This is a genomic window from Stenotrophomonas koreensis (genome assembly GCF_001431525.1).
Taxonomy (GTDB): Bacteria; Pseudomonadota; Gammaproteobacteria; order Xanthomonadales; family Xanthomonadaceae; genus Stenotrophomonas; species Stenotrophomonas koreensis.
In genome coordinates this window covers 11,811-28,501 of the sequence record NZ_LDJH01000006.1, presented here as the reverse complement: position 1 = coordinate 28,501, position 16,691 = coordinate 11,811, and the positions used below count along the sequence as shown (strand labels likewise).

22 protein-coding genes are annotated in these 16,691 nt (G+C 65.8%); 17 read left to right on the top strand and 5 right to left on the bottom strand.

Features of this window, described 5'->3' with window-relative positions:
* Positions 1 to 15 precede the first annotated feature (15 nt).
* Genes ABB25_RS02620 through ABB25_RS02600 form a run of 5 tightly spaced genes read left to right on the top strand, consistent with a single transcriptional unit; the run spans position 16 to position 4,268 of the window.
* Positions 16 to 795: an enoyl-CoA hydratase/isomerase family protein gene (locus ABB25_RS02620; RefSeq protein ID WP_057663352.1), complete on the top strand. Its 780-nt coding sequence runs from the start codon at positions 16 to 18 to the stop codon at positions 793 to 795.
* 48 nt (positions 796 to 843) lie between these two features.
* A complete protein-coding gene (tesB, locus tag ABB25_RS02615; protein ID WP_152980947.1) occupies positions 844 to 1,725 on the top strand; it encodes an acyl-CoA thioesterase II in 882 nt (293 codons plus the stop codon).
* Positions 1,726 to 1,728: 3 nt separating this feature from the next.
* The gene (locus ABB25_RS02610) at positions 1,729 to 2,241 is read left to right on the top strand and encodes a putative signal transducing protein (protein ID WP_057663347.1); all 513 of its coding nucleotides are present in this window, start codon (positions 1,729 to 1,731) and stop codon (positions 2,239 to 2,241) included.
* Between the two features lie 36 nt (positions 2,242 to 2,277).
* Complete coding sequence (locus ABB25_RS02605; RefSeq protein ID WP_425477304.1) at positions 2,278 to 3,033, top strand: arginyltransferase; 756 nt, start codon at positions 2,278 to 2,280, stop codon at positions 3,031 to 3,033.
* Positions 3,034 to 3,062: 29 nt separating this feature from the next.
* Complete coding sequence (locus ABB25_RS02600) at positions 3,063 to 4,268, top strand: endonuclease/exonuclease/phosphatase family protein (protein ID WP_057663340.1); 1,206 nt, start codon at positions 3,063 to 3,065, stop codon at positions 4,266 to 4,268.
* Positions 4,269 to 4,331: 63 nt separating this feature from the next.
* Here the strand turns inward: ABB25_RS02600 and purT are convergent, their stop codons facing one another.
* Positions 4,332 to 5,528, bottom strand: coding sequence for a formate-dependent phosphoribosylglycinamide formyltransferase (purT, locus tag ABB25_RS02595; protein ID WP_057663337.1), 1,197 nt, complete (start codon positions 5,526 to 5,528; stop codon positions 4,332 to 4,334).
* Between the two features lie 107 nt (positions 5,529 to 5,635).
* On the opposite strand from purT, the gene ABB25_RS02590 reads away from it, so the two are divergent.
* The 7 genes from ABB25_RS02590 to ABB25_RS02560 are packed head-to-tail and all read left to right on the top strand — an operon-like array spanning position 5,636 to position 9,837.
* On the top strand, positions 5,636 to 6,505 hold the full coding sequence (locus ABB25_RS02590) for an SPFH domain-containing protein (protein WP_057664409.1): 870 nt from the start codon (positions 5,636 to 5,638) through the stop codon (positions 6,503 to 6,505).
* Positions 6,506 to 6,516: 11 nt separating this feature from the next.
* The gene (locus ABB25_RS02585) at positions 6,517 to 6,798 is read left to right on the top strand and encodes a hypothetical protein (protein WP_152980943.1); all 282 of its coding nucleotides are present in this window, start codon (positions 6,517 to 6,519) and stop codon (positions 6,796 to 6,798) included.
* A complete protein-coding gene (locus ABB25_RS02580) occupies positions 6,795 to 6,974 on the top strand; it encodes a type II toxin-antitoxin system antitoxin (RefSeq protein ID WP_057663332.1) in 180 nt (59 codons plus the stop codon). Before ABB25_RS02585 ends, ABB25_RS02580 begins: the two co-directional genes overlap by 4 nt.
* A 9-nt stretch (positions 6,975 to 6,983) precedes the next feature.
* Positions 6,984 to 7,163 (top strand): DUF4177 domain-containing protein, encoded by a 180-nt coding sequence (locus tag ABB25_RS02575; RefSeq protein ID WP_057663329.1) that lies wholly within the window; start codon positions 6,984 to 6,986, stop codon positions 7,161 to 7,163.
* Between the two features lie 2 nt (positions 7,164 to 7,165).
* Positions 7,166 to 8,455 carry an alpha/beta hydrolase gene (locus tag ABB25_RS02570; RefSeq protein WP_057663326.1) on the top strand — a complete coding sequence of 430 codons (1,290 nt, stop codon included), beginning with the start codon at positions 7,166 to 7,168 and terminating at the stop codon, positions 8,453 to 8,455.
* A complete protein-coding gene (locus ABB25_RS02565; RefSeq protein WP_057663324.1) occupies positions 8,452 to 9,021 on the top strand; it encodes a PH domain-containing protein in 570 nt (189 codons plus the stop codon). Before ABB25_RS02570 ends, ABB25_RS02565 begins: the two co-directional genes overlap by 4 nt.
* A 9-nt stretch (positions 9,022 to 9,030) precedes the next feature.
* Positions 9,031 to 9,837 (top strand): M15 family metallopeptidase, encoded by an 807-nt coding sequence (locus ABB25_RS02560; RefSeq protein WP_057663320.1) that lies wholly within the window; start codon positions 9,031 to 9,033, stop codon positions 9,835 to 9,837.
* 27 nt (positions 9,838 to 9,864) lie between these two features.
* On the opposite strand, the gene ABB25_RS02555 is transcribed toward ABB25_RS02560, so the two are convergent.
* The 4 genes from ABB25_RS02555 to ABB25_RS02540 all read right to left on the bottom strand — a co-directional run bounded on the left by ABB25_RS02555 (position 9,865) and on the right by ABB25_RS02540 (position 13,497).
* Complete coding sequence (locus ABB25_RS02555) at positions 9,865 to 10,251, bottom strand: DUF423 domain-containing protein (protein ID WP_057663316.1); 387 nt, start codon at positions 10,249 to 10,251, stop codon at positions 9,865 to 9,867.
* Positions 10,252 to 10,357: 106 nt separating this feature from the next.
* Positions 10,358 to 11,428, bottom strand: coding sequence for a polyketide cyclase (locus ABB25_RS02550; RefSeq protein ID WP_057663313.1), 1,071 nt, complete (start codon positions 11,426 to 11,428; stop codon positions 10,358 to 10,360).
* Between the two features lie 232 nt (positions 11,429 to 11,660).
* Positions 11,661 to 12,302, bottom strand: a complete 642-nt coding sequence (locus ABB25_RS02545; RefSeq protein WP_057663309.1) for a response regulator — start codon at positions 12,300 to 12,302, stop codon at positions 11,661 to 11,663.
* Positions 12,280 to 13,497 (bottom strand): sensor histidine kinase, encoded by a 1,218-nt coding sequence (locus ABB25_RS02540; protein WP_057663307.1) that lies wholly within the window; start codon positions 13,495 to 13,497, stop codon positions 12,280 to 12,282. The genes ABB25_RS02545 and ABB25_RS02540 overlap by 23 nt, the downstream gene beginning before the upstream one ends.
* Before the next feature lie 132 nt (positions 13,498 to 13,629).
* Here ABB25_RS02540 and ABB25_RS02535 point away from each other — a divergent pair, with 132 nt between their 5' ends.
* The 5 genes from ABB25_RS02535 to ABB25_RS02515 are packed head-to-tail and all read left to right on the top strand — an operon-like array spanning position 13,630 to position 16,628.
* The gene (locus ABB25_RS02535) at positions 13,630 to 14,220 is read left to right on the top strand and encodes a GNAT family N-acetyltransferase (RefSeq protein ID WP_057663305.1); all 591 of its coding nucleotides are present in this window, start codon (positions 13,630 to 13,632) and stop codon (positions 14,218 to 14,220) included.
* A 4-nt stretch (positions 14,221 to 14,224) separates the two neighbouring features.
* Positions 14,225 to 14,995, top strand: coding sequence for a septum site-determining protein MinC (gene minC, locus ABB25_RS02530; RefSeq protein WP_057663301.1), 771 nt, complete (start codon positions 14,225 to 14,227; stop codon positions 14,993 to 14,995).
* 34 nt (positions 14,996 to 15,029) lie between these two features.
* Positions 15,030 to 15,839, top strand: coding sequence for a septum site-determining protein MinD (gene minD, locus ABB25_RS02525; protein ID WP_057663298.1), 810 nt, complete (start codon positions 15,030 to 15,032; stop codon positions 15,837 to 15,839).
* 4 nt (positions 15,840 to 15,843) lie between these two features.
* Positions 15,844 to 16,095: a cell division topological specificity factor MinE gene (gene minE / locus ABB25_RS02520; RefSeq protein WP_057663297.1), complete on the top strand. Its 252-nt coding sequence runs from the start codon at positions 15,844 to 15,846 to the stop codon at positions 16,093 to 16,095.
* 41 nt (positions 16,096 to 16,136) lie between these two features.
* On the top strand, positions 16,137 to 16,628 hold the full coding sequence (locus ABB25_RS02515; RefSeq protein WP_057663294.1) for a hypothetical protein: 492 nt from the start codon (positions 16,137 to 16,139) through the stop codon (positions 16,626 to 16,628).
* Positions 16,629 to 16,691 lie beyond the last annotated feature (63 nt).

Below are 16,691 nucleotides of genomic sequence, written 5' to 3'. Positions count from 1 at the left end.
GTCCGATGGCCCAGCATGACCGCCCCACTTGCACTGTTCAACCACGGCCCGATCCGCCAGATCCGTCTGGCCCGGCCACCGGTCAATGCGCTGGATACCGCGCTGTGCCGGGCCCTGATCGGGGCCATTGAACAGGCGCACAGCGATGGCGTGCAGGGCATCGTGCTGTCCGGTGGCGAGGGCATTTTCTCTGCAGGCATGGATGTGCCGGAGCTGATGGCCCATGGCGATGACCGTGCCCGCCTGCTTCAAAGCTGGCAGGCCTTCTTCGGTGCGGTACGTGCCATCGGCCACAGCCGGATCCCGGTGGTGGTAGCCATTGGCGGACACTGCCCGGCCGGCGGCTGCGTGCTGTCGCTGGCCGCCGATTACCGGATCATGGCCGCCAGCAGCGATGCCGCCCGTCCGTTCCGGATCGGCCTGAACGAGGTGGCGGTCGGCCTGGTGGCACCGGAAGGGATCCAGCGCCTGTTGCGCCGGCTGGTCGGTGTCCACCGCGCCGGGCAGCTGCTGATCGGCGGCGAAATGGTCGCGGCCGAGCGCGCGCACGCCCTGGGCATGGTCGATGAACTGGTCCCGCTGGAGCAGGTCGATGCCCGCGCGCTGGCCTGGATGGAACAACTGCTGCGCCTGCCGCGTAGCCCGATGCTGGCCACCCGCGCCATCGCGCGCGCCGACCTGCACGAGGCGCTGGCGCCGGAGCACATCGAGCTCGAACGCTTTGTCCAGGCCTGGTACGAGGCCGATGCCCAAGCCGCGCTGACCGGGCTGCTGGCCAGGCTCGGCAAGGGCTGACAGGCAGCCGGCTATAATCACCGGCTGTTGATGAGCTGGCCCGCCTGCATGTCCCCCACCGTGATCCCCGAACTGATCGACCTGCTCACCCTGGAGCGCCTGGAAGTGGACCTGTTCCGTGGCCAGAGCCGCGACATCGGTACCCGCTATGTGTTCGGCGGCCAGGTGCTTGGACAGGCGCTGGCAGCGGCACAGGCCACCGTGACCGGTGATCGCCGGGTGCATTCACTGCACGCGTATTTCCTGCGTGCCGGGGATATCGAACACCCGATCGTCTACGACGTGGACCGCACCCGCGATGGTGGCAGCTTTTCGGTGCGCCGCATCTCGGCCATCCAGAAGGGCAAGGTCATCTTTTTCTGTGCCGCCTCGTTCCAGCAGCCCGAGGACGGCGCCGAGCACCAGTTCAGCATGCCGGTGGTGCCGCCACCGGAGGCCATTGACCCAACGCCGGCCCTGGACGAGCACGTGCTGGCGCGGCTGCCGGCCAAGTTCCAGCGCTGGCTTTCGCATGAGGGCCCGTTCGAGTTCCGCCATGTGATCGCCCGCGATGAATTCAACCCGCAGGCGCTGCCGCCCTATCACCAGCTCTGGGTACGCCTGCGCCAGCCGCTGGCCGACAGCACGCCGCCCCTGCACCAGGCACTGCTGGCCTATGCCTCGGATTTCCACCTGCTCGGCACCGCCACTTTCCCGCACAAGATCAGCTACAACCAGCCCGGGGTGCAGATGGCCTCGCTGGACCATGCCCTGTGGTTCCACCGCGATTTCCGCATCGACGACTGGCTGCTGTATGCCCTTGACAGCCCCAGCGCCCAGCAGTCGCGCGGGCTGACCCGTGGCCAGTACTTCGACCGCCAGGGCCGGCTGGTCGCTTCCACCGCCCAGGAAGGCCTGATCCGGGTCGGCCCGGCCCACAGCGGGAATTGAGCGATGCGTCAGATCTTCTCCAGCCAGCGGGTGGAAACGGCCGAAGGCGTGGCCACGCGGCTGCGCGAACACGGCATCGAGGTCCAGATTACCAACGGCCATTCCTACCGCAGCCGGCGCAGCGGCCAGTTCAGCTACCTGGACAAGGCCGACAACAAGAACCTGCCGACGGTCTGGGTGGTGCGTGCCGAGGACCAGGTCCGCGCACGCGAGATCCTGCGCGCGGCTGGCCTGCTGGCCACCACCCGGCGCGACCCCGGCCAGGCCACGGCGCTGGACTTTTCCGCGGTGCAGATCCAGCCGCAGCGGCAAAATCCCTGGGGCTGGCGCATCCGCGTCGCCCTGCTGGTGATGATCGCCGCAGTGGCCCTGTTCATCGTATTGCAGCGCAACGGCCGGCCAGAAGTGGCACCGCCCGCGGCGCCGGCGCAGCAACCAGCGGCAGCACCGGCACCGGCCAACGAGCCGGGTGTGGGCGAGGATGAGTTCCGCGTCCGCATTGTCCCCGCGGGCTGAACAGCACGGTCCCGGATTGACGCCAGCCCCGCTATGCTGGCGTCAATGAGCGCTTCGACCCCGCAACTGCGACTGTTCCAGAGCACCCCGCACCCGTGTGGCTACTGGCCGTTGCGTACCGCACGCGACCTGGTGATCGACCCGGACGACCCGCGGCTGGCCAGGCTGTATCCACTGGGGCTGAGCTGGGGCTTCCGGCGCTCGGGCAACCTGCTGTACCGGCCGCAATGCCCGCAATGCCAGGCCTGCGTGCCGGTGCGGATCGACTGCACCCGCTTCCACCCCAACCGCAACCAGCGCCGCTGCCTCAAGCGCAATGCCGACCTGCGCTGGCAGGTACTGCCTGCGGTACGCACCGATGAACAGCTGGCGCTGTACCAGCGGTATCTGGGCGCCCGCCATGCCGGCGGCGGCATGGACAACCACAACGCCATCGATTACGACCGTTTCCTGCTTGGCGACTGGTCACAGACCCGTTTCATGGAAATCCGCGGTCCCGATCAACAGGGCCTGGATGCCCTGCTGGCGGTGGCGGTCACCGATATCACCGACAACGGGCTGTCGGCGGTGTACACCTACTACGACCCGGACTGCCAGCATCGCTCCCTGGGCACCTATGCAATCCTGCAACAGCTGCAGTGGGCCCGCCGCCTGCAGCTGCCCCATCTGTACCTGGGTTACTGGATCGCCCGGCATCGCAAGATGGACTACAAGCGCCATTTCAATGCCCTGGAAGCCTACGACGGCCAGCAGTGGCAACCACTTGCGGCAAACAAGCGGGCCGAGGATTGATCGTCATACCGGCGTGAGATAATCCGGTGATGACACTGCGCCCCCTTCTCCTGGCCGCCGCTGCCTTCTGTGCCGCCTGCAGCCACACCACCGTCCCCACCACGATGACCGAATCGGGCAACGCGCCGTTGCGCCTGGCCACCTACAACGTTTCGCTGTACACCGAGCAGCCCGGCGGCCTGGTCGCCAAGCTGCAGGCCGGCAGTGAGCAGGCCGCCGATATTGCTGCGGTCCTGCAGCGCGTGCGTCCGGATATCGTGCTGATCAACGAGTTCGACTTCGACCCGCAAGGCCAGGCGGCCGAATTGTTCCAGCGCAACTACCTGGAAGTGGCGCAGGAACAGGACGGCCAACCGCTGCATTACGCCTACCGCTACCTGGCCCCGGTCAACACCGGCGTGCCCAGCGGCCTGGACCTGGACAACAACGGCACGGTCGGCGGCGAAGGCCGCGAACGCGGCAATGATGCCTGGGGCTACGGCCTGCACCCGGGCCAGTACGGCATGCTGGTGCTGTCGCGCTACCCGATCGACACCGCCGCGGCGCGCACCTTCCAGTTGCTCAAGTGGCATACCCTGCCCGGCGCGACCCGTCCGCTGGACCCGGACAGCGGCCAGCCGTTCTGGCCCGACGCGGTCTGGCAGCAGCTGCGGCTGTCGTCCAAGTCGCACTGGGACGTGCCGGTGGATACCCCCAACGGGCGCATCCATGTGCTGGCCAGCCATCCGACCCCGCCAGCGTTTGATGGCCCGGAAAAGCGCAACGTCGCGCGCAACGCCGACGAGCTCAAGCTGTGGCACGAATACCTCAAGGGCGAGAGCGACAGCGACTGGCTGTGCGACGACCAGGGCCGCTGCGGTGGCCTGCCCGCCGCTGCACGCTTTGTGATTGTCGGTGACCTGAACAACGATCCGATCGATGGCAACGGCAGGCACGAAGCCATTGTCCAGCTGCTGCAGCACCCGCGGGTGGCGCCGATTCCCGCCCCGGGTAGCGAGGGTGCGCGTGAACTCGGCCTGGCCTACGCCGCACGCGGGATCAAGCGGGAGGGCGACCCGGCCCATGCCACCGGCGATTTTGGCCCGCGCAATGGCAGCCTGCGCCTGGATTATGTACTGCCTTCCATCGGCTTTGAGACCCTCGGCAGCGGGGTGCACTGGCCGCTGAGCACGCAGCCGGCCGCTGCAGCCACCAAGGCCAGCGACCACCACCTGGTCTGGGTGGACGTGCGCTGAGCAACGCCCTGCACCTGGCAAAACGGCCCCATCCGGGGCCGTTTTCTGTTGCGCTTGACCCCGTCAGACCAACGGCAGCGGATCGAGCTGGATCTGTATCGCCTCGGCGGCAGCGCGCGCCCGGCCACGGGCGTCCTCGATGTCCTCCCCGCGTGCCACCACCACCCCGACCCGCCGCGAGCCTTCCACCCGCGGCTTGCCGAACAGGCGCAGCTGGGTATCGGCCAGGGTCAGGGCAATGTCCAGATTGGAGAACCGCGGCACACCGAAACCGGTGGCCAGCATCGCGCAGGAAGCCGACGGCCCGAACTGGCGGATCACCGGCACCGGCAGGCCAAGAATGGCCCGCGCATGCAGCGCGAACTGGCTCAGGTCCTGCGAGGCCAGGGTCACCAGACCGGTATCGTGCGGGCGCGGACTGACCTCGCTGAACCAGACCTCGTCGCCCTTCACAAACAGCTCCACCCCGAACACACCCCAACCGCCGAGCTCGTCGGTGATCGCCCTGGCCACCGCCTGGGCGCGCTCCAGCGCAAGCGCGGACATCGGCTGCGGCTGCCAGCTCTCGCGGTAATCGCCATCCTTCTGCCAGTGCCCGATCGGCGCGCAGAAGGTGGTGCCACCGGCATGGCGCACGGTCAACAGGGTGATTTCATACTCAAAGTCGATGAAGCCTTCGACGATGCAGCGCCCTGCCCCGGCACGTCCGCCGGTCTGGGCATAGGTCCATGCCGGAGCGATGTCGGCTGCCAGCCGCAGGGTGCTCTGGCCCTTGCCCGAGGAGGACATCACCGGCTTGACCACGCACGGCAGGCCAATCTGCGCCACTGCCTGTTCGTACTGCGCCTGGTCATCGACAAACCGGTACGGCGAAGTCGGCAGGCCGAGGGTTTCGGCCGCCAGGCGGCGGATCCCCTCGCGGTCCATGGTCAGTTGTGCCGCCCGCGCGGTCGGCACCACGCGCTGCCCTGCCGCTTCCAGCTCGACCAGCGTGGCGGTGGCAATGGCTTCGATCTCCGGCACCACCAGGTGCGGCTTTTCAGTGGCAATCAAGGCGGCCAACGCTTCACCGTCCAGCATGTCCAGCACGTGGCTGCGGTGGGCGACCTGCATCGCCGGAGCGTTGGCATAACGATCGGCAGCGATGACTTCAACCCCAAGCCGCTGCAGCTCGATCGCCACTTCCTTGCCCAACTCACCCGCGCCCAGCAGCAGTACGCGGGTTGCCGAGGAGGTCAGTGGAGTGCCTAGCGCGTTCATGTAGGAATCCGATAGTTGCAAAGAAACACATTTTACGCGTTCAGCTTGCATTTTGCTGAAGCCCAATCAATACTGATATCAAATTGATATCAACAAATGGGATGAAGATGAAAGAGATCACGCAGCGTTCGCTTCCCGGCATTCCAATGATCCTGGCCACGATCGCGGCCATCGTGCTGGCCTGCGCCGTCGGCATGGCCGGGCTCGCCGCCGAACAGGGCGGTGGCCAGTGGCTGGTTGTGGCCATCCTCATCATTGCGGCCAGCATCTTTGTCTGCTGCGGTTTCTACATGGTCCAGCCCAACCAGGCCGCGGTGCTGGAGCTGTTCGGCAAGTATGTGGGTACGGTCAAGGACAACGGCCTGCGCTGGAACAACCCGTTCTTCAGCAAGCGCAAGGTCAGCCTGCGGGTACGCAACTTTGAAAGCGGCAAGCTCAAGGTCAACGAACTGGACGGCAGCCCGATCGAAATTGCCGCAGTCATCGTCTGGCAGGTCAACGATGCTTCCGAGGCGGTCTACAACGTCGATGACTACGAGTCCTTCGTGCACATCCAGAGCGAATCGGCGCTGCGCGCGATGGCCACCAGCTACCCGTATGACCAGCACGAAGAAGGCCAGCTGGCCCTGCGCAGCCATGCCGCCGAGATCTCCCAACACCTGAAGGACGAGCTGGCCGAGCGGCTGGCCGATGCCGGGGTACAGGTGATCGATGCGCGCATCAGCCACCTGGCCTATGCGCCGGAAATCGCCCAGGCCATGCTCCAGCGCCAGCAGGCCAATGCGGTGATCGCCGCGCGCCAGCGCATTGTTGCCGGCGCGGTGGGCATGGTCGAAATGGCACTGGCTGATCTGCAGCGCAGCGGGGTGGTCAACCTGGACGAGGAGCGCAAGGCGCAGATGGTCTCCAACCTGCTCACCGTGCTGTGTTCGGACCGCGGCGCCCAGCCGGTGGTCAATGCCGGCTCCCTGTACTGATGACTGCTGTGATGAATGAGCTGCTTGCCCCTTTCGTACTCGCACTGACTGCCTTTCCGGCGCTGGGCATCGCCTTCTGGGTCGGCCGCGAGGGCTCACCGCTTTCGCGCAACCAGGCCCTGCACTGGGCATTGATCGCGCTGAGCCTGTTCTGCGGTGCCGCCGGCCTGTACTGGGCCGGTGGCAACAGCAACCGCACCTATGCCGTTGCCGGCGTGGTGTTTGTCTCCGTCAATGCGCTGGCCATTTCCATGCTCGTGCGCCTGCACCGCGCGCACAGGATGCGCAAGTGAGCGAAAAAAAGGCCTATCCGCTGCGTATCAACGCCGATGTCCTGGCGGCGGCGCAACGCTGGGCCGATGACGAGCTGCGCAGCCTCAATGCCCAGATCGAGTACGTGCTGCGTGATGCCCTGCGCAAGGCCGGGCGGCTGCCCACCGCCCGGCCCGAACCGGACCCAGACAAGTAAGGACAGACGATGAGCAAACGTTGGCAATACCTCACCGTGGAAGTCAAACCCAAGACCTGGGGCGGCTTTGACCCCAAGCAGGTACAGGAGCACCTCAGCCGCCAGGGCGCCCTGGGCTGGGAACTGGTACAGGCCATCAACAGTGGCTACATGCATCCCACCTTGCTGATCTTCAAAAAGGAAGCCTGAGCATGAAAATCCGCTCCCGCCTGATGCTGGCCGCCTGCCTTCTGGGCCTGGGCCAGTTCGCCCTGGCCACCAGCCCGCAGCAAAGTGCGCAGCAGCTGATCGAGCAGCTGCAGGCCGGGCAGTTCAGCGCCGCCGAAGCACGCTTCAGCCCACAGATGGCCCAGGCCGTGCCGGCAGCCAGACTGGCCCAGCTCTGGCAGGCACTGAACCAGCAGCTGGGGACGCTGACCAGCAATCCGGAAGGTGAGCTGAGCCAGGTCGACGGCCATCAGCGCGTGGTCAGCCGGCTGCAATTCGACAAAGGCGCCCTGCTGGCGACCACGGTCATCGACCCGCAGGGCCGCATCGCCGGTTTCCACCTGGCGCCGGTCACCGATCCGGCCCCTGCCGTGGCCGCCGATGCGCCCTTCAGCGAGCTGCCCCTGCAGATCATCCACGGCCCCGGCCCACTGGGTGCCACCCTGAGCCTGCCCAAGGGCGATGGCCCCTTCCCGGCCGTCGTGCTGGTCCACGGCTCCGGCCCGCAGGACCGCGATGAAACGATCGGCCCGAACAAGCCGTTTGCCGATATCGCCCACGGCCTGGCCGCACAGGGCATTGCGGTACTGCGCTATGACAAGCGCACCCAGGCCCGGCCGCAGGACTTCAGCGATGGCGTCAGCCTGGCCACGGAAACCACCGACGATGCCGTCGCCGCGGTTGCCCTGCTCAAGCAGCAGCCCGGCATCGACCCGGCCCGTGTGTTCGTCCTCGGCCACAGCCAGGGCGGCATGCTCGCCGCCCGCATCGCCACGGCCAGTCAAGCTGCCGGCGCGATCCTGTTCGCGGCACCGGCGCGACCGATCCTGGACCTGCTGCGCGAGCAGAATGCCTACCTGCTGGCGCAATCGCCGCAGATTCCCGCCGAGGCGGCCAGGGCGCACATGGACCAGCTCGATACCGCCATTGCCGCGCTGCGCCGCGACCCGGCTGCTACCCTGCCGGCCCTGCCCGGCCTGACCGGTGCCTGGTGGCAGGAAGTGGAAGCAGTGGACGTTGTCGGCGAGACCCGCGATGCCGGCCTGCCCACCCTGCTGCTGCAGGGTGGCCGCGACTTCCAGGTCGTCGATGCCGACTGGCGGCGACTCAAGACCGGACTGACCGGCCAGCGCTACACCTTCCGCCACTACCCGGCCCTGAACCACCTGGGGATGGCCGGCGAAGGGGCCGGCACCCTGGCCGAATACCAGCAGCCGGGCAAGGTCGCGGCCGGGCTGATCAATGACATTGCCCAGTGGATCCACGCCCGATGAACCCGCTTACCGGCCTGCCCGACGCTGCCCAGCTCCAGCGCCCGGGAAAAGCCACCCGCCTGCTTGCCTTCATCGTGGTGGTGGTACTGCCACTGGGCCTGAGCACCCTGGACCCGGAGCTGGGCAAGCACGCCCGTTTTGGCGGCGCCGCAGCCAGCATCGCCGCGATCGCGCTGCTGCTGGTTCCGCTCTGGTTCGGTGTGGACTGGCTGCTGCGCCGCCAGCAGTTGCGCTGGAACCAGCAGATGCTGCAGGTCACCAGCAGCTTTTATCGTCGCAGCCTGCCGCTGGCTGACCTGGAGCTGGACAAGGCCCGGGTCATCGATCTGCAGGAGCAGATCGATTACAGCCCGCGCTGGAAGACCAATGGCACCTCCCTGCCCGGGCTGAAATCGGGTTGGTTCCGCCTGCGCAACGGCAACAAGGCCCTGGTGGCCCTGTACGGCAAGGGCAAGGTGCTGTGGCTGCCGACCCGACAGGGCTTTGATCTGCTGCTGCAACCGCATGATCCCCAGGCCCTGCTCGACCATCTGCGCCAGCTGGCCCTGTCGACCAGGCCAGCCTAAGCTGTGGCCATGCGCACTGCCCCGTTACGGCTGTTCAACAGCCCGCTGATTGAAATCTGGCCCGCCTGCCTGCTGCGGGCGCGCAGCAACCGCGATGCCCGCAGCCTGGCGTTGGCCGACCATGTCCTGCGCCGCAAGGCCGACGGCCAGTACCTGGCTGCCCGCCTGCCCAGCGGGTTGATGCCACTGGTCACCCGCCTGCCCGACGAACCCGGCCTGATGGCCGCCCTGGACCTGCTGGAGCAGATTGGCCAGCGCGGCGCGCTGCCAGCGCCAGCCAGCGTGCTGCCGCTGGACAGCGTGCACGAGCAACTGGCACAGCTGGGACTTCAGGGCGATCACTACGCCCAGCACAGCGGACTGGCACTGCACGCCGAGCCGGCCTGGCTGGCGCATGCCGGGTTTGACCGCTGGCGGCGCCCGCTCTGGCTGACGCCGGCCGCTGGCCGCAGCTGGCAGCGGATGCGCAGCGCCGCTGCCGCTGACCGGATCGTCCTGGAAGCCATCTCGGGGTACCGCTCGCATGCCTACCAGGCCGGCATCTTCGCGCGCAAACAAGCCCGCGGCCTGGGCGTGGCAGATATTCTCCGCGTCAATACGGCCCCCGGCTTTTCCGAACACCACAGTGGCCGGGCACTGGACATCGGCACCCCCGGCGAGCAGGCGGCCGAGGAAAGCTTTGAGGCCACTCCGGCGTTTGCCTGGCTCAGCCAGCACGCGCACCGGTTTGGCTTTGCCCTGAGCTACCCGCGCGACAACCCGCATGGCATCGTCTACGAGCCATGGCACTGGTGCTACCACCCGGCGGGAGGCTGATCCTCGCCGACCGCCGTCCACCACCGCTCAGCGGCCGGCCGGATCGCCGCTGCGCCCGGCTGCCAGCCAGGGGGCAATGCCCAGCAGCAGCCAGCCAACAATCAGCGCCACGCCACCGGCCGGCGCCGCGGCCGTGGGCCATGCCCACAGCACATTGCCGACCAGGCTGCCGGAAAACAGCACTACCCCGAGCAACAGCAGCCAGCGTCCGGCCTGCTCGACCCGGCTGCCGGCGCGTGCGGCCAATACCCGCAGCAACGCACCATGGCCAAAGGCATACAGGCAGGCCATCAACACATTGTGCTGCTCCCTCCCGGCCGGCAGGCCATGTGCGGCCCAGGCCGACAGCGCAACGGCCAAAGCGGCCAGCAGCGCACCGGCGGTGGCCTGTACCCGGTATGTCATCGTATCCATCGCTTCCTCCTTCACTGAAGCCGGACAGGACAGTCCGGGCTTGAGTCAAAAAAAACGCGCCGCAAAAGCGGCGCGTCGTTCCAGGCAGGCAAGCTGCGTGAGCTGCTTACTTGATTGCCCAGTAGATGTCGTAGTCGCCTTCCTGGGTAAAGGACTTGTCCAGGCCGCCATTCCACGATTCGTACGGACGCTCGATCAGCTCGTGGCCGTTGGTGGTAGCCCACGAACGCAGGGCGCTGCGTGCCACATCCAGGCCAGCCATGTGGCCGACATAGGTTGCATGGGCGGCCTTGCGGGCCGGCAGACGGCTGTAGGTGACCGGGGTGCCATCAACCTTGATGCTCAGCTCGTCGGCAGCCACTTCGGTGGCCCCCTTCTTGCGGACCGGCTGGGCCACGTCGAAGGCGTACTTCTCGGCGCCGAAATCGGTGGTGATGATGCGCACCGGACCGGCAGCTTCCAGGCCGTTGTTGTCCATCACGCGCTTGATCCACTCCTGGTTGTCCTTGATCGACTGGCGGATGGTTTCGTTGCCGCGCTCGATGTTGCCGGCATTGACCACCAGCAGGTCTTCAACGCCAAGGTCAACAATGCCGAGGTCTGCCAGGGTGGTGGACGGGTCGCGGTAGTCGATGTTCGGCACACCGGCCAGCATCGTCTGCAGGCGGCCCAGACCCAACTTGATGTCATCGCCAACGTGGCGGCTGACATACAGGCCGGCGTAACGACCGAACAGGTCAAAGCCGTACTTCACCGAGTATTCCTGGGTGATCTTGACGTTGCGGTTGTCCTTGCCGGTCGGCTCCAGCAGGAAGGTCATGGTCTTGTCCGAACCACGCTGGCTGTTGTCCAGGGCGTAGACCACGCGCTGGTTTTCCTCGCTCTGGGTAATTTCCCAGCTGCCCTGGCCAACCTGTGCCGAGTCATATTCCATGCGTGCACCCACGCCGGAAGCCGGGCCGCTGTAGGACAGCTTCATGGCCGGATCACGCAGCACCAGCGGGTTCCAGTCCTTGAAACGACGCAGGCTGTTGACCGTGTCATTGACGATGGTCATCTTGCGATTGGTTTCGATGCTTTCGCTGATATGACGCTCACCCGGCAGGCAGACGCCGATGATGACGAACAGGATTGCCACGATCCCCAAGGCGATCAGGAACTCGATAATACGGGTCATGCAAGAGTCTCCGAGGCCGATGCCACGGCCGGGTTAATTGAAGCGAAGCTCGCATCCTAACAGGCTTCGCGCCGCTTGTTTATTACATTGTGACCCCGGTTCCATCGAGGCTTTCCCAAGCAAGCTTGCCGGCAGCAAGGTGAAATTCTCCACCGTCCTGAACAAAAGCAAAACAGCGCCGATCACCCGGGGGCTGCTACCCCCACCCACGGCCGCCACCACACCCGGCCGCTCACACCAGCTGCAGCTCGAATGCCTTCAATACCGCACGCGTACGGTCCCGTACACCGAGCTTGGACAGGATGTTGGAGACGTGGTTCTTGATCGTGCCTTCGGCCACACCCAGCGAGTTGGCGATTTCCTTGTTGGAAAAGCCACTGGCCATCAGCCGCAGGATCTCCGTCTCCCGCTCGGTCAGCGGATCGGGACGGTCCAGGCTGACGAACTCGTTGCGCATGTGTTCCAGGCCGGACAGCAGCCGCTGGGTCACTGCCGGCTGCACCAGCGAACCACCCGCAGCCACGGTGCGGATCGCGCCGACCAGCTGCTCCAGCGAGACATCCTTGAGCAGATACCCCTTGGCCCCGGCCTTGAGCCCGGCCAGCACCAGCTGGTCATCGTCAAAGGTGGTGAGGATGATGGTCGGCGGCAGGGCACCGTTGGCAGCCAGCATCTGCAGGGCCTCCAGGCCACTCATCACCGGCATGCGCATGTCCATCAGCACCACATCCGGACGCTGGACGGGGATCATCTCCACCGCCTGACGCCCATCAGCAGCCTCGGCCACCACCTCGATGCCGCCATCCAGCGCCAGCAGCGATCGAATGCCTTGGCGTACCAAGGTCTGGTCATCAACCAGGCAGACGCGAATCATCAAACTTCTCCTCAACGGTGGCCGTCAGCGTAACGCCCTGCGGATTTTCCGGCAGTATCACCGTGATCGCAAAGCCTTTGCCCGGTGCGGTCTGCACTTCCACGCTGCCACCATGCAGTGCCAGACGTTCGCGCATGCCACGCAGGCCATTGCCGGGCACGAACCGGGCCGGGTCCAGGCCCTGGCCGTCATCGCGCGAGCTCAGCAGCAGCTGCCCGTCACGCCGCGCCACCTGCAGATACAACGAGCGCGCGCCGCGGGCGTGGCGTACGGTATTGGTGATGATCTCCTGGGCACAGCGCAGCAGCACATGCGCACGCTCGGGATCTTCAATTTCCAGCGATTCCGGGATGTCCAGCTCCACCGCCAGCGACGGCACCCCTTCGGCCAGCGGGCGCAGGGTCGCGGCCAGATCGATCGCCCCGCTTTCGCGCATGCTGCTGACCGCTTCGCGCACATCGGTCAACAACAGCTTGGCCAGCACATGCGCCTGACGCACATGCTCCTTGGCCTGCCCTTCGGTGATGTGTCCGGCCACTTCCAGGTTCAGGCTCAGCGCGGTGAGGTGGTGGCCGAGCAGGTCATGCAGCTCACGCGAGATCCGGGTGCGCTCGTTGACCCGCGCACTTTCGGCCAGCAGTACCCGGGTGGCGCGCAGCTCGGCATTGAGTCGGCGCTGCCACTCGCGCGCATGCGCCTGCTGCCGGGCCACCAGCGAGGTGACAAACACGAACATCGAAAACCCGGCGTACAGCAGGGTCTGCATCAAGGCTTCGAACAGCGACATGCGCAGGCTCAGCCAGTACACCGGAAGAACCGCCAGTTGGCTGACCAGCAGCCACACCACCCCGGCACGCACCGGCAGCAGCCAGGGGATCACCCCGGCAGCGACCATCATCAGGATCGAACCCAGGCCAGACCAGCTGGCATAGCTGACCATCAGCGCAAAACAGGTCAACGCCACCAGCAGCAGGCGGTCGTACCAGCCCGAATGGCCGCCGGTTTCCAGGCCACGGGTCAGCCACCAGTAGCCGGCACCAAAGCCGATATAGGCCGCCAGCAATTGCCCACCCTGCCCGCCCAGGTCTTCCCAGGAAGGGTAGAAATGACTGTATGCCAGCGGCAAGGCGACCAGCGCCCAGGTAAACAGGCCGGCATAGCGCAGGACGCGGGTATGGCTCAATTGTCCAAACATGGCTCATCTTAAAGTGCCCGGGCGGTTTGCGGCACCGTACCGATGGTCATGCCGGCAGGGTTCGCCCACCGGTCCGGGCGTGCGATAATCCAGCGCGCTTTCACGCCATTCGTTCGCCCCACCGGAGTGTGCATGTCCATTGTCATCCGCGATGTCCGCGAGCATGAACTCGATGCCATCTTGGCCTTGAACAACAATGCCGGCTCGGCCATCCTGCCCATGGATGCCGGTCGGCTGCGCTATTTCTACGACCACGCCGAATATTTCCGCGTCGCCGAGCGTGACGGCGCCCTGGCCGGCTTCCTGATCGGCTTCGGCAGTGCCAGCGCGCATGACTCCAGCAACTTTGCCTGGTTTGCCGAGCGCTATCGGCGCTTTTGTTATATCGACCGCATCGTGGTGGCCAGCCGCCGCCGTGGTGGCGGTGTCGGCCGTGCGCTGTATGCGGACATGCAGAGCTATGCCGAACTGCGCTACCCGCATATCGCCTGCGAGGTCTTTCTCGACCACGGCGCCGATGCGGCGCTGCTGTTCCATGGCAGCTTCGGTTTTCGCGAGGTCGGCCAGAACACCATGCGCAATGTCGATGTCCGCGCCAGCATGATGCTCAAGGACTTGTGCAGCTATCCCTGGGTGCGCGATACCTACGGTGATCACTTGCCCGATGCGGCCTGGATCATCAAGCCGCGCACCCCCATTGCCCCGGCCAAGGCCGGGAATTGATGTGATGCAGATGAACGATTACGAACAGGCTGGTGAACTGAAAATCGGCCAGGTAGGGATTGCCAACCTGCGCGTACGCAGCCTGGATGTCCCGCGTCTGGTGCAGGAAATGCACGAACGCGTTACCCGCGCCCCGAAACTGTTTGCGCGCGCGGCGGTGGTGCTGGATTTTGGTGGTCTGGCCCAGCTGCCGGACCTGCCCACTGCCCAGGCGCTGATCAATGGCCTGCGCCAGGCCGGTGTGCTGCCGGTGGCGCTGGCCTATGGCACCAGCCAGACCGAGCAGTTGGCCGAGCAGCTCGGGCTGCCGTTGCTGGCCAAGTTCCGTGCCCAGTACGAACGTGACCAGGACACTGCAACACCGCCGGCGCCCGCCCGGCGAAGTGCCGCACCACCTGCCCCGGCACCCGCACCGGCACCGGCCGCACCCGCCGCCGGCAGCGGCGAGCTGGGCAAGATGCACCACACCACGGTGCGCTCGGGCCAGCAGCTGTATGCACACAACGGCGACCTGACCGTGCTGTCCGCGGTCGGCGCCGGGGCCGAAGTCATCTCCGATGGCAGCATCCACATCTACGGCACGCTGCGCGGGCGTGCCCTTGCTGGTGCGCAAGGCAATGAAAATGCGCGTATTTTCTGTCGTGAGTTCCACGCCGAACTGGTAGCCATTGCCGGCCGCTACAAGGTGCTGGATGACGTACCCAGCCAGCTGCGCGGCAAAGCCGTGCAAGTCTGGCTGGAGCAGGACCAGATCATGATTGCCGCTCTGGATTGAGCTGGCATCCACCCAACACACCAGGAGAAGTCCTTTGGCTGAAATCATCGTAGTCACCTCGGGCAAGGGTGGCGTCGGCAAGACCACCACCAGTGCCAGCCTCGCCTGCGGCCTGGCCCGGAAAGGCAAGAAAGTCGCCGTCATCGACTTCGACGTCGGCCTGCGCAACCTTGACCTGATCATGGGCTGCGAGCGCCGCGTGGTGTATGACTTTGTCAACGTGGTCAATGGCGAAGCCAGCCTCAAGCAGGCCCTGATCAAGGACAAGCGTTTTGACAACCTGTACGTACTGGCCGCCTCGCAGACCCGCGACAAGGATGCACTGCACCAGGAAGGTGTCGGCAAGGTCCTCAAGCAAATGGCTGACGACGGTTTTGACTACATCCTGTGCGACTCTCCGGCAGGCATCGAAAAAGGCGCATTCCTGGCGATGTACTTCGCTGACCGCGCGATTGTCGTGGTCAACCCGGAAGTTTCCTCGGTACGCGATTCGGACCGCATCATCGGCCTGCTCGATTCCAAGACCCTGCGCGCCGAAAGCGGCAAGGAGCTGGAAGCACGCCTGCTGCTGACCCGCTACAACCCGGCGCGGGTGGAAACCGGCGAGATGCTCTCCATCAACGACGTGGAGGAAGTGCTGGGCCTGAAATGCATCGGCGTGGTTCCCGAATCGCCGGATGTGCTCAATGCCTCCAACAAGGGCGAGCCGGTGATCCTGGATACCGAGTCCGTGGCTGGCCAGGCCTACGACGATGCCGTAGCGCGCATTCTCGGCGAGGACCGCCCGATGCGCTTCACCACCGTGGAGAAGAAGGGTTTCTTCAGCAAGCTTTTCGGAGGCTAAGGGCATGGGATTGCTGGACTTCCTGCACAAGAAGAAGAACACCGCCGAGACGGCGAAAAACCGTCTGCAGATCATCATCGCCCAGGAGCGCAGCAGCCGCGGCGGCCCGGATTACCTGCCGCTGATGCAGCGCGAACTGCTGGAGGTGATCAAGAAGTACGTCAATATCGATGCCGACGCGGTCAAGGTCGACCTGGTCCGCGATGGCGCCAATGACGTGCTCGACATCTCTGTCGCCCTGCCCGACGAAAAGTAAGCCTGGATCCCGGCGGCGACCTGCCGCCGGGGAGAAATGCCATGAATGACACCACCGCCGGCGATCCGGCCGCCAGCGTGCTGACCGTTGGCCAGATTGGCTTTGACGATGCCGCTACCCTGCTCGCCGGCTTCGGCCTGCGCCTGCACCGGGTAGCTGCCGGAGAAAAAATCCCGGGCAGTTTCTGGGGCGAACCGGAGGCGGGCATCATCGCCGGCAACGTCTACGTGCGCGATGACACCCCGGTGCACTCGATGCTGCACGAAGCCTGCCACCTGATCGTGCTGCCCGAGGAAAAACGCGCCCTGGTCGATACCGATGCCACCGACTCGGTCGCCGAGGAGGATGCCACCTGCTACCTGCAGATTGTGCTGGCAGAGCGCCTGGCCGGCGTTGGCAGCGCACGGCTGATGGCCGACATGGACGCCTGGGGCTATACCTACCGGCTGGGTTCGACCCGAGCCTGGTTTGAACAAGACGCCGAAGATGCGCGCGCCTGGCTGCTCGAACACGGCCTGCCGGTAGCCGGCTGAGCGGCGCCCCTTGCGGCCGGCCGCACAGCGGCCTAGCCTTCGGCGTTATCCATCCATTGGGGA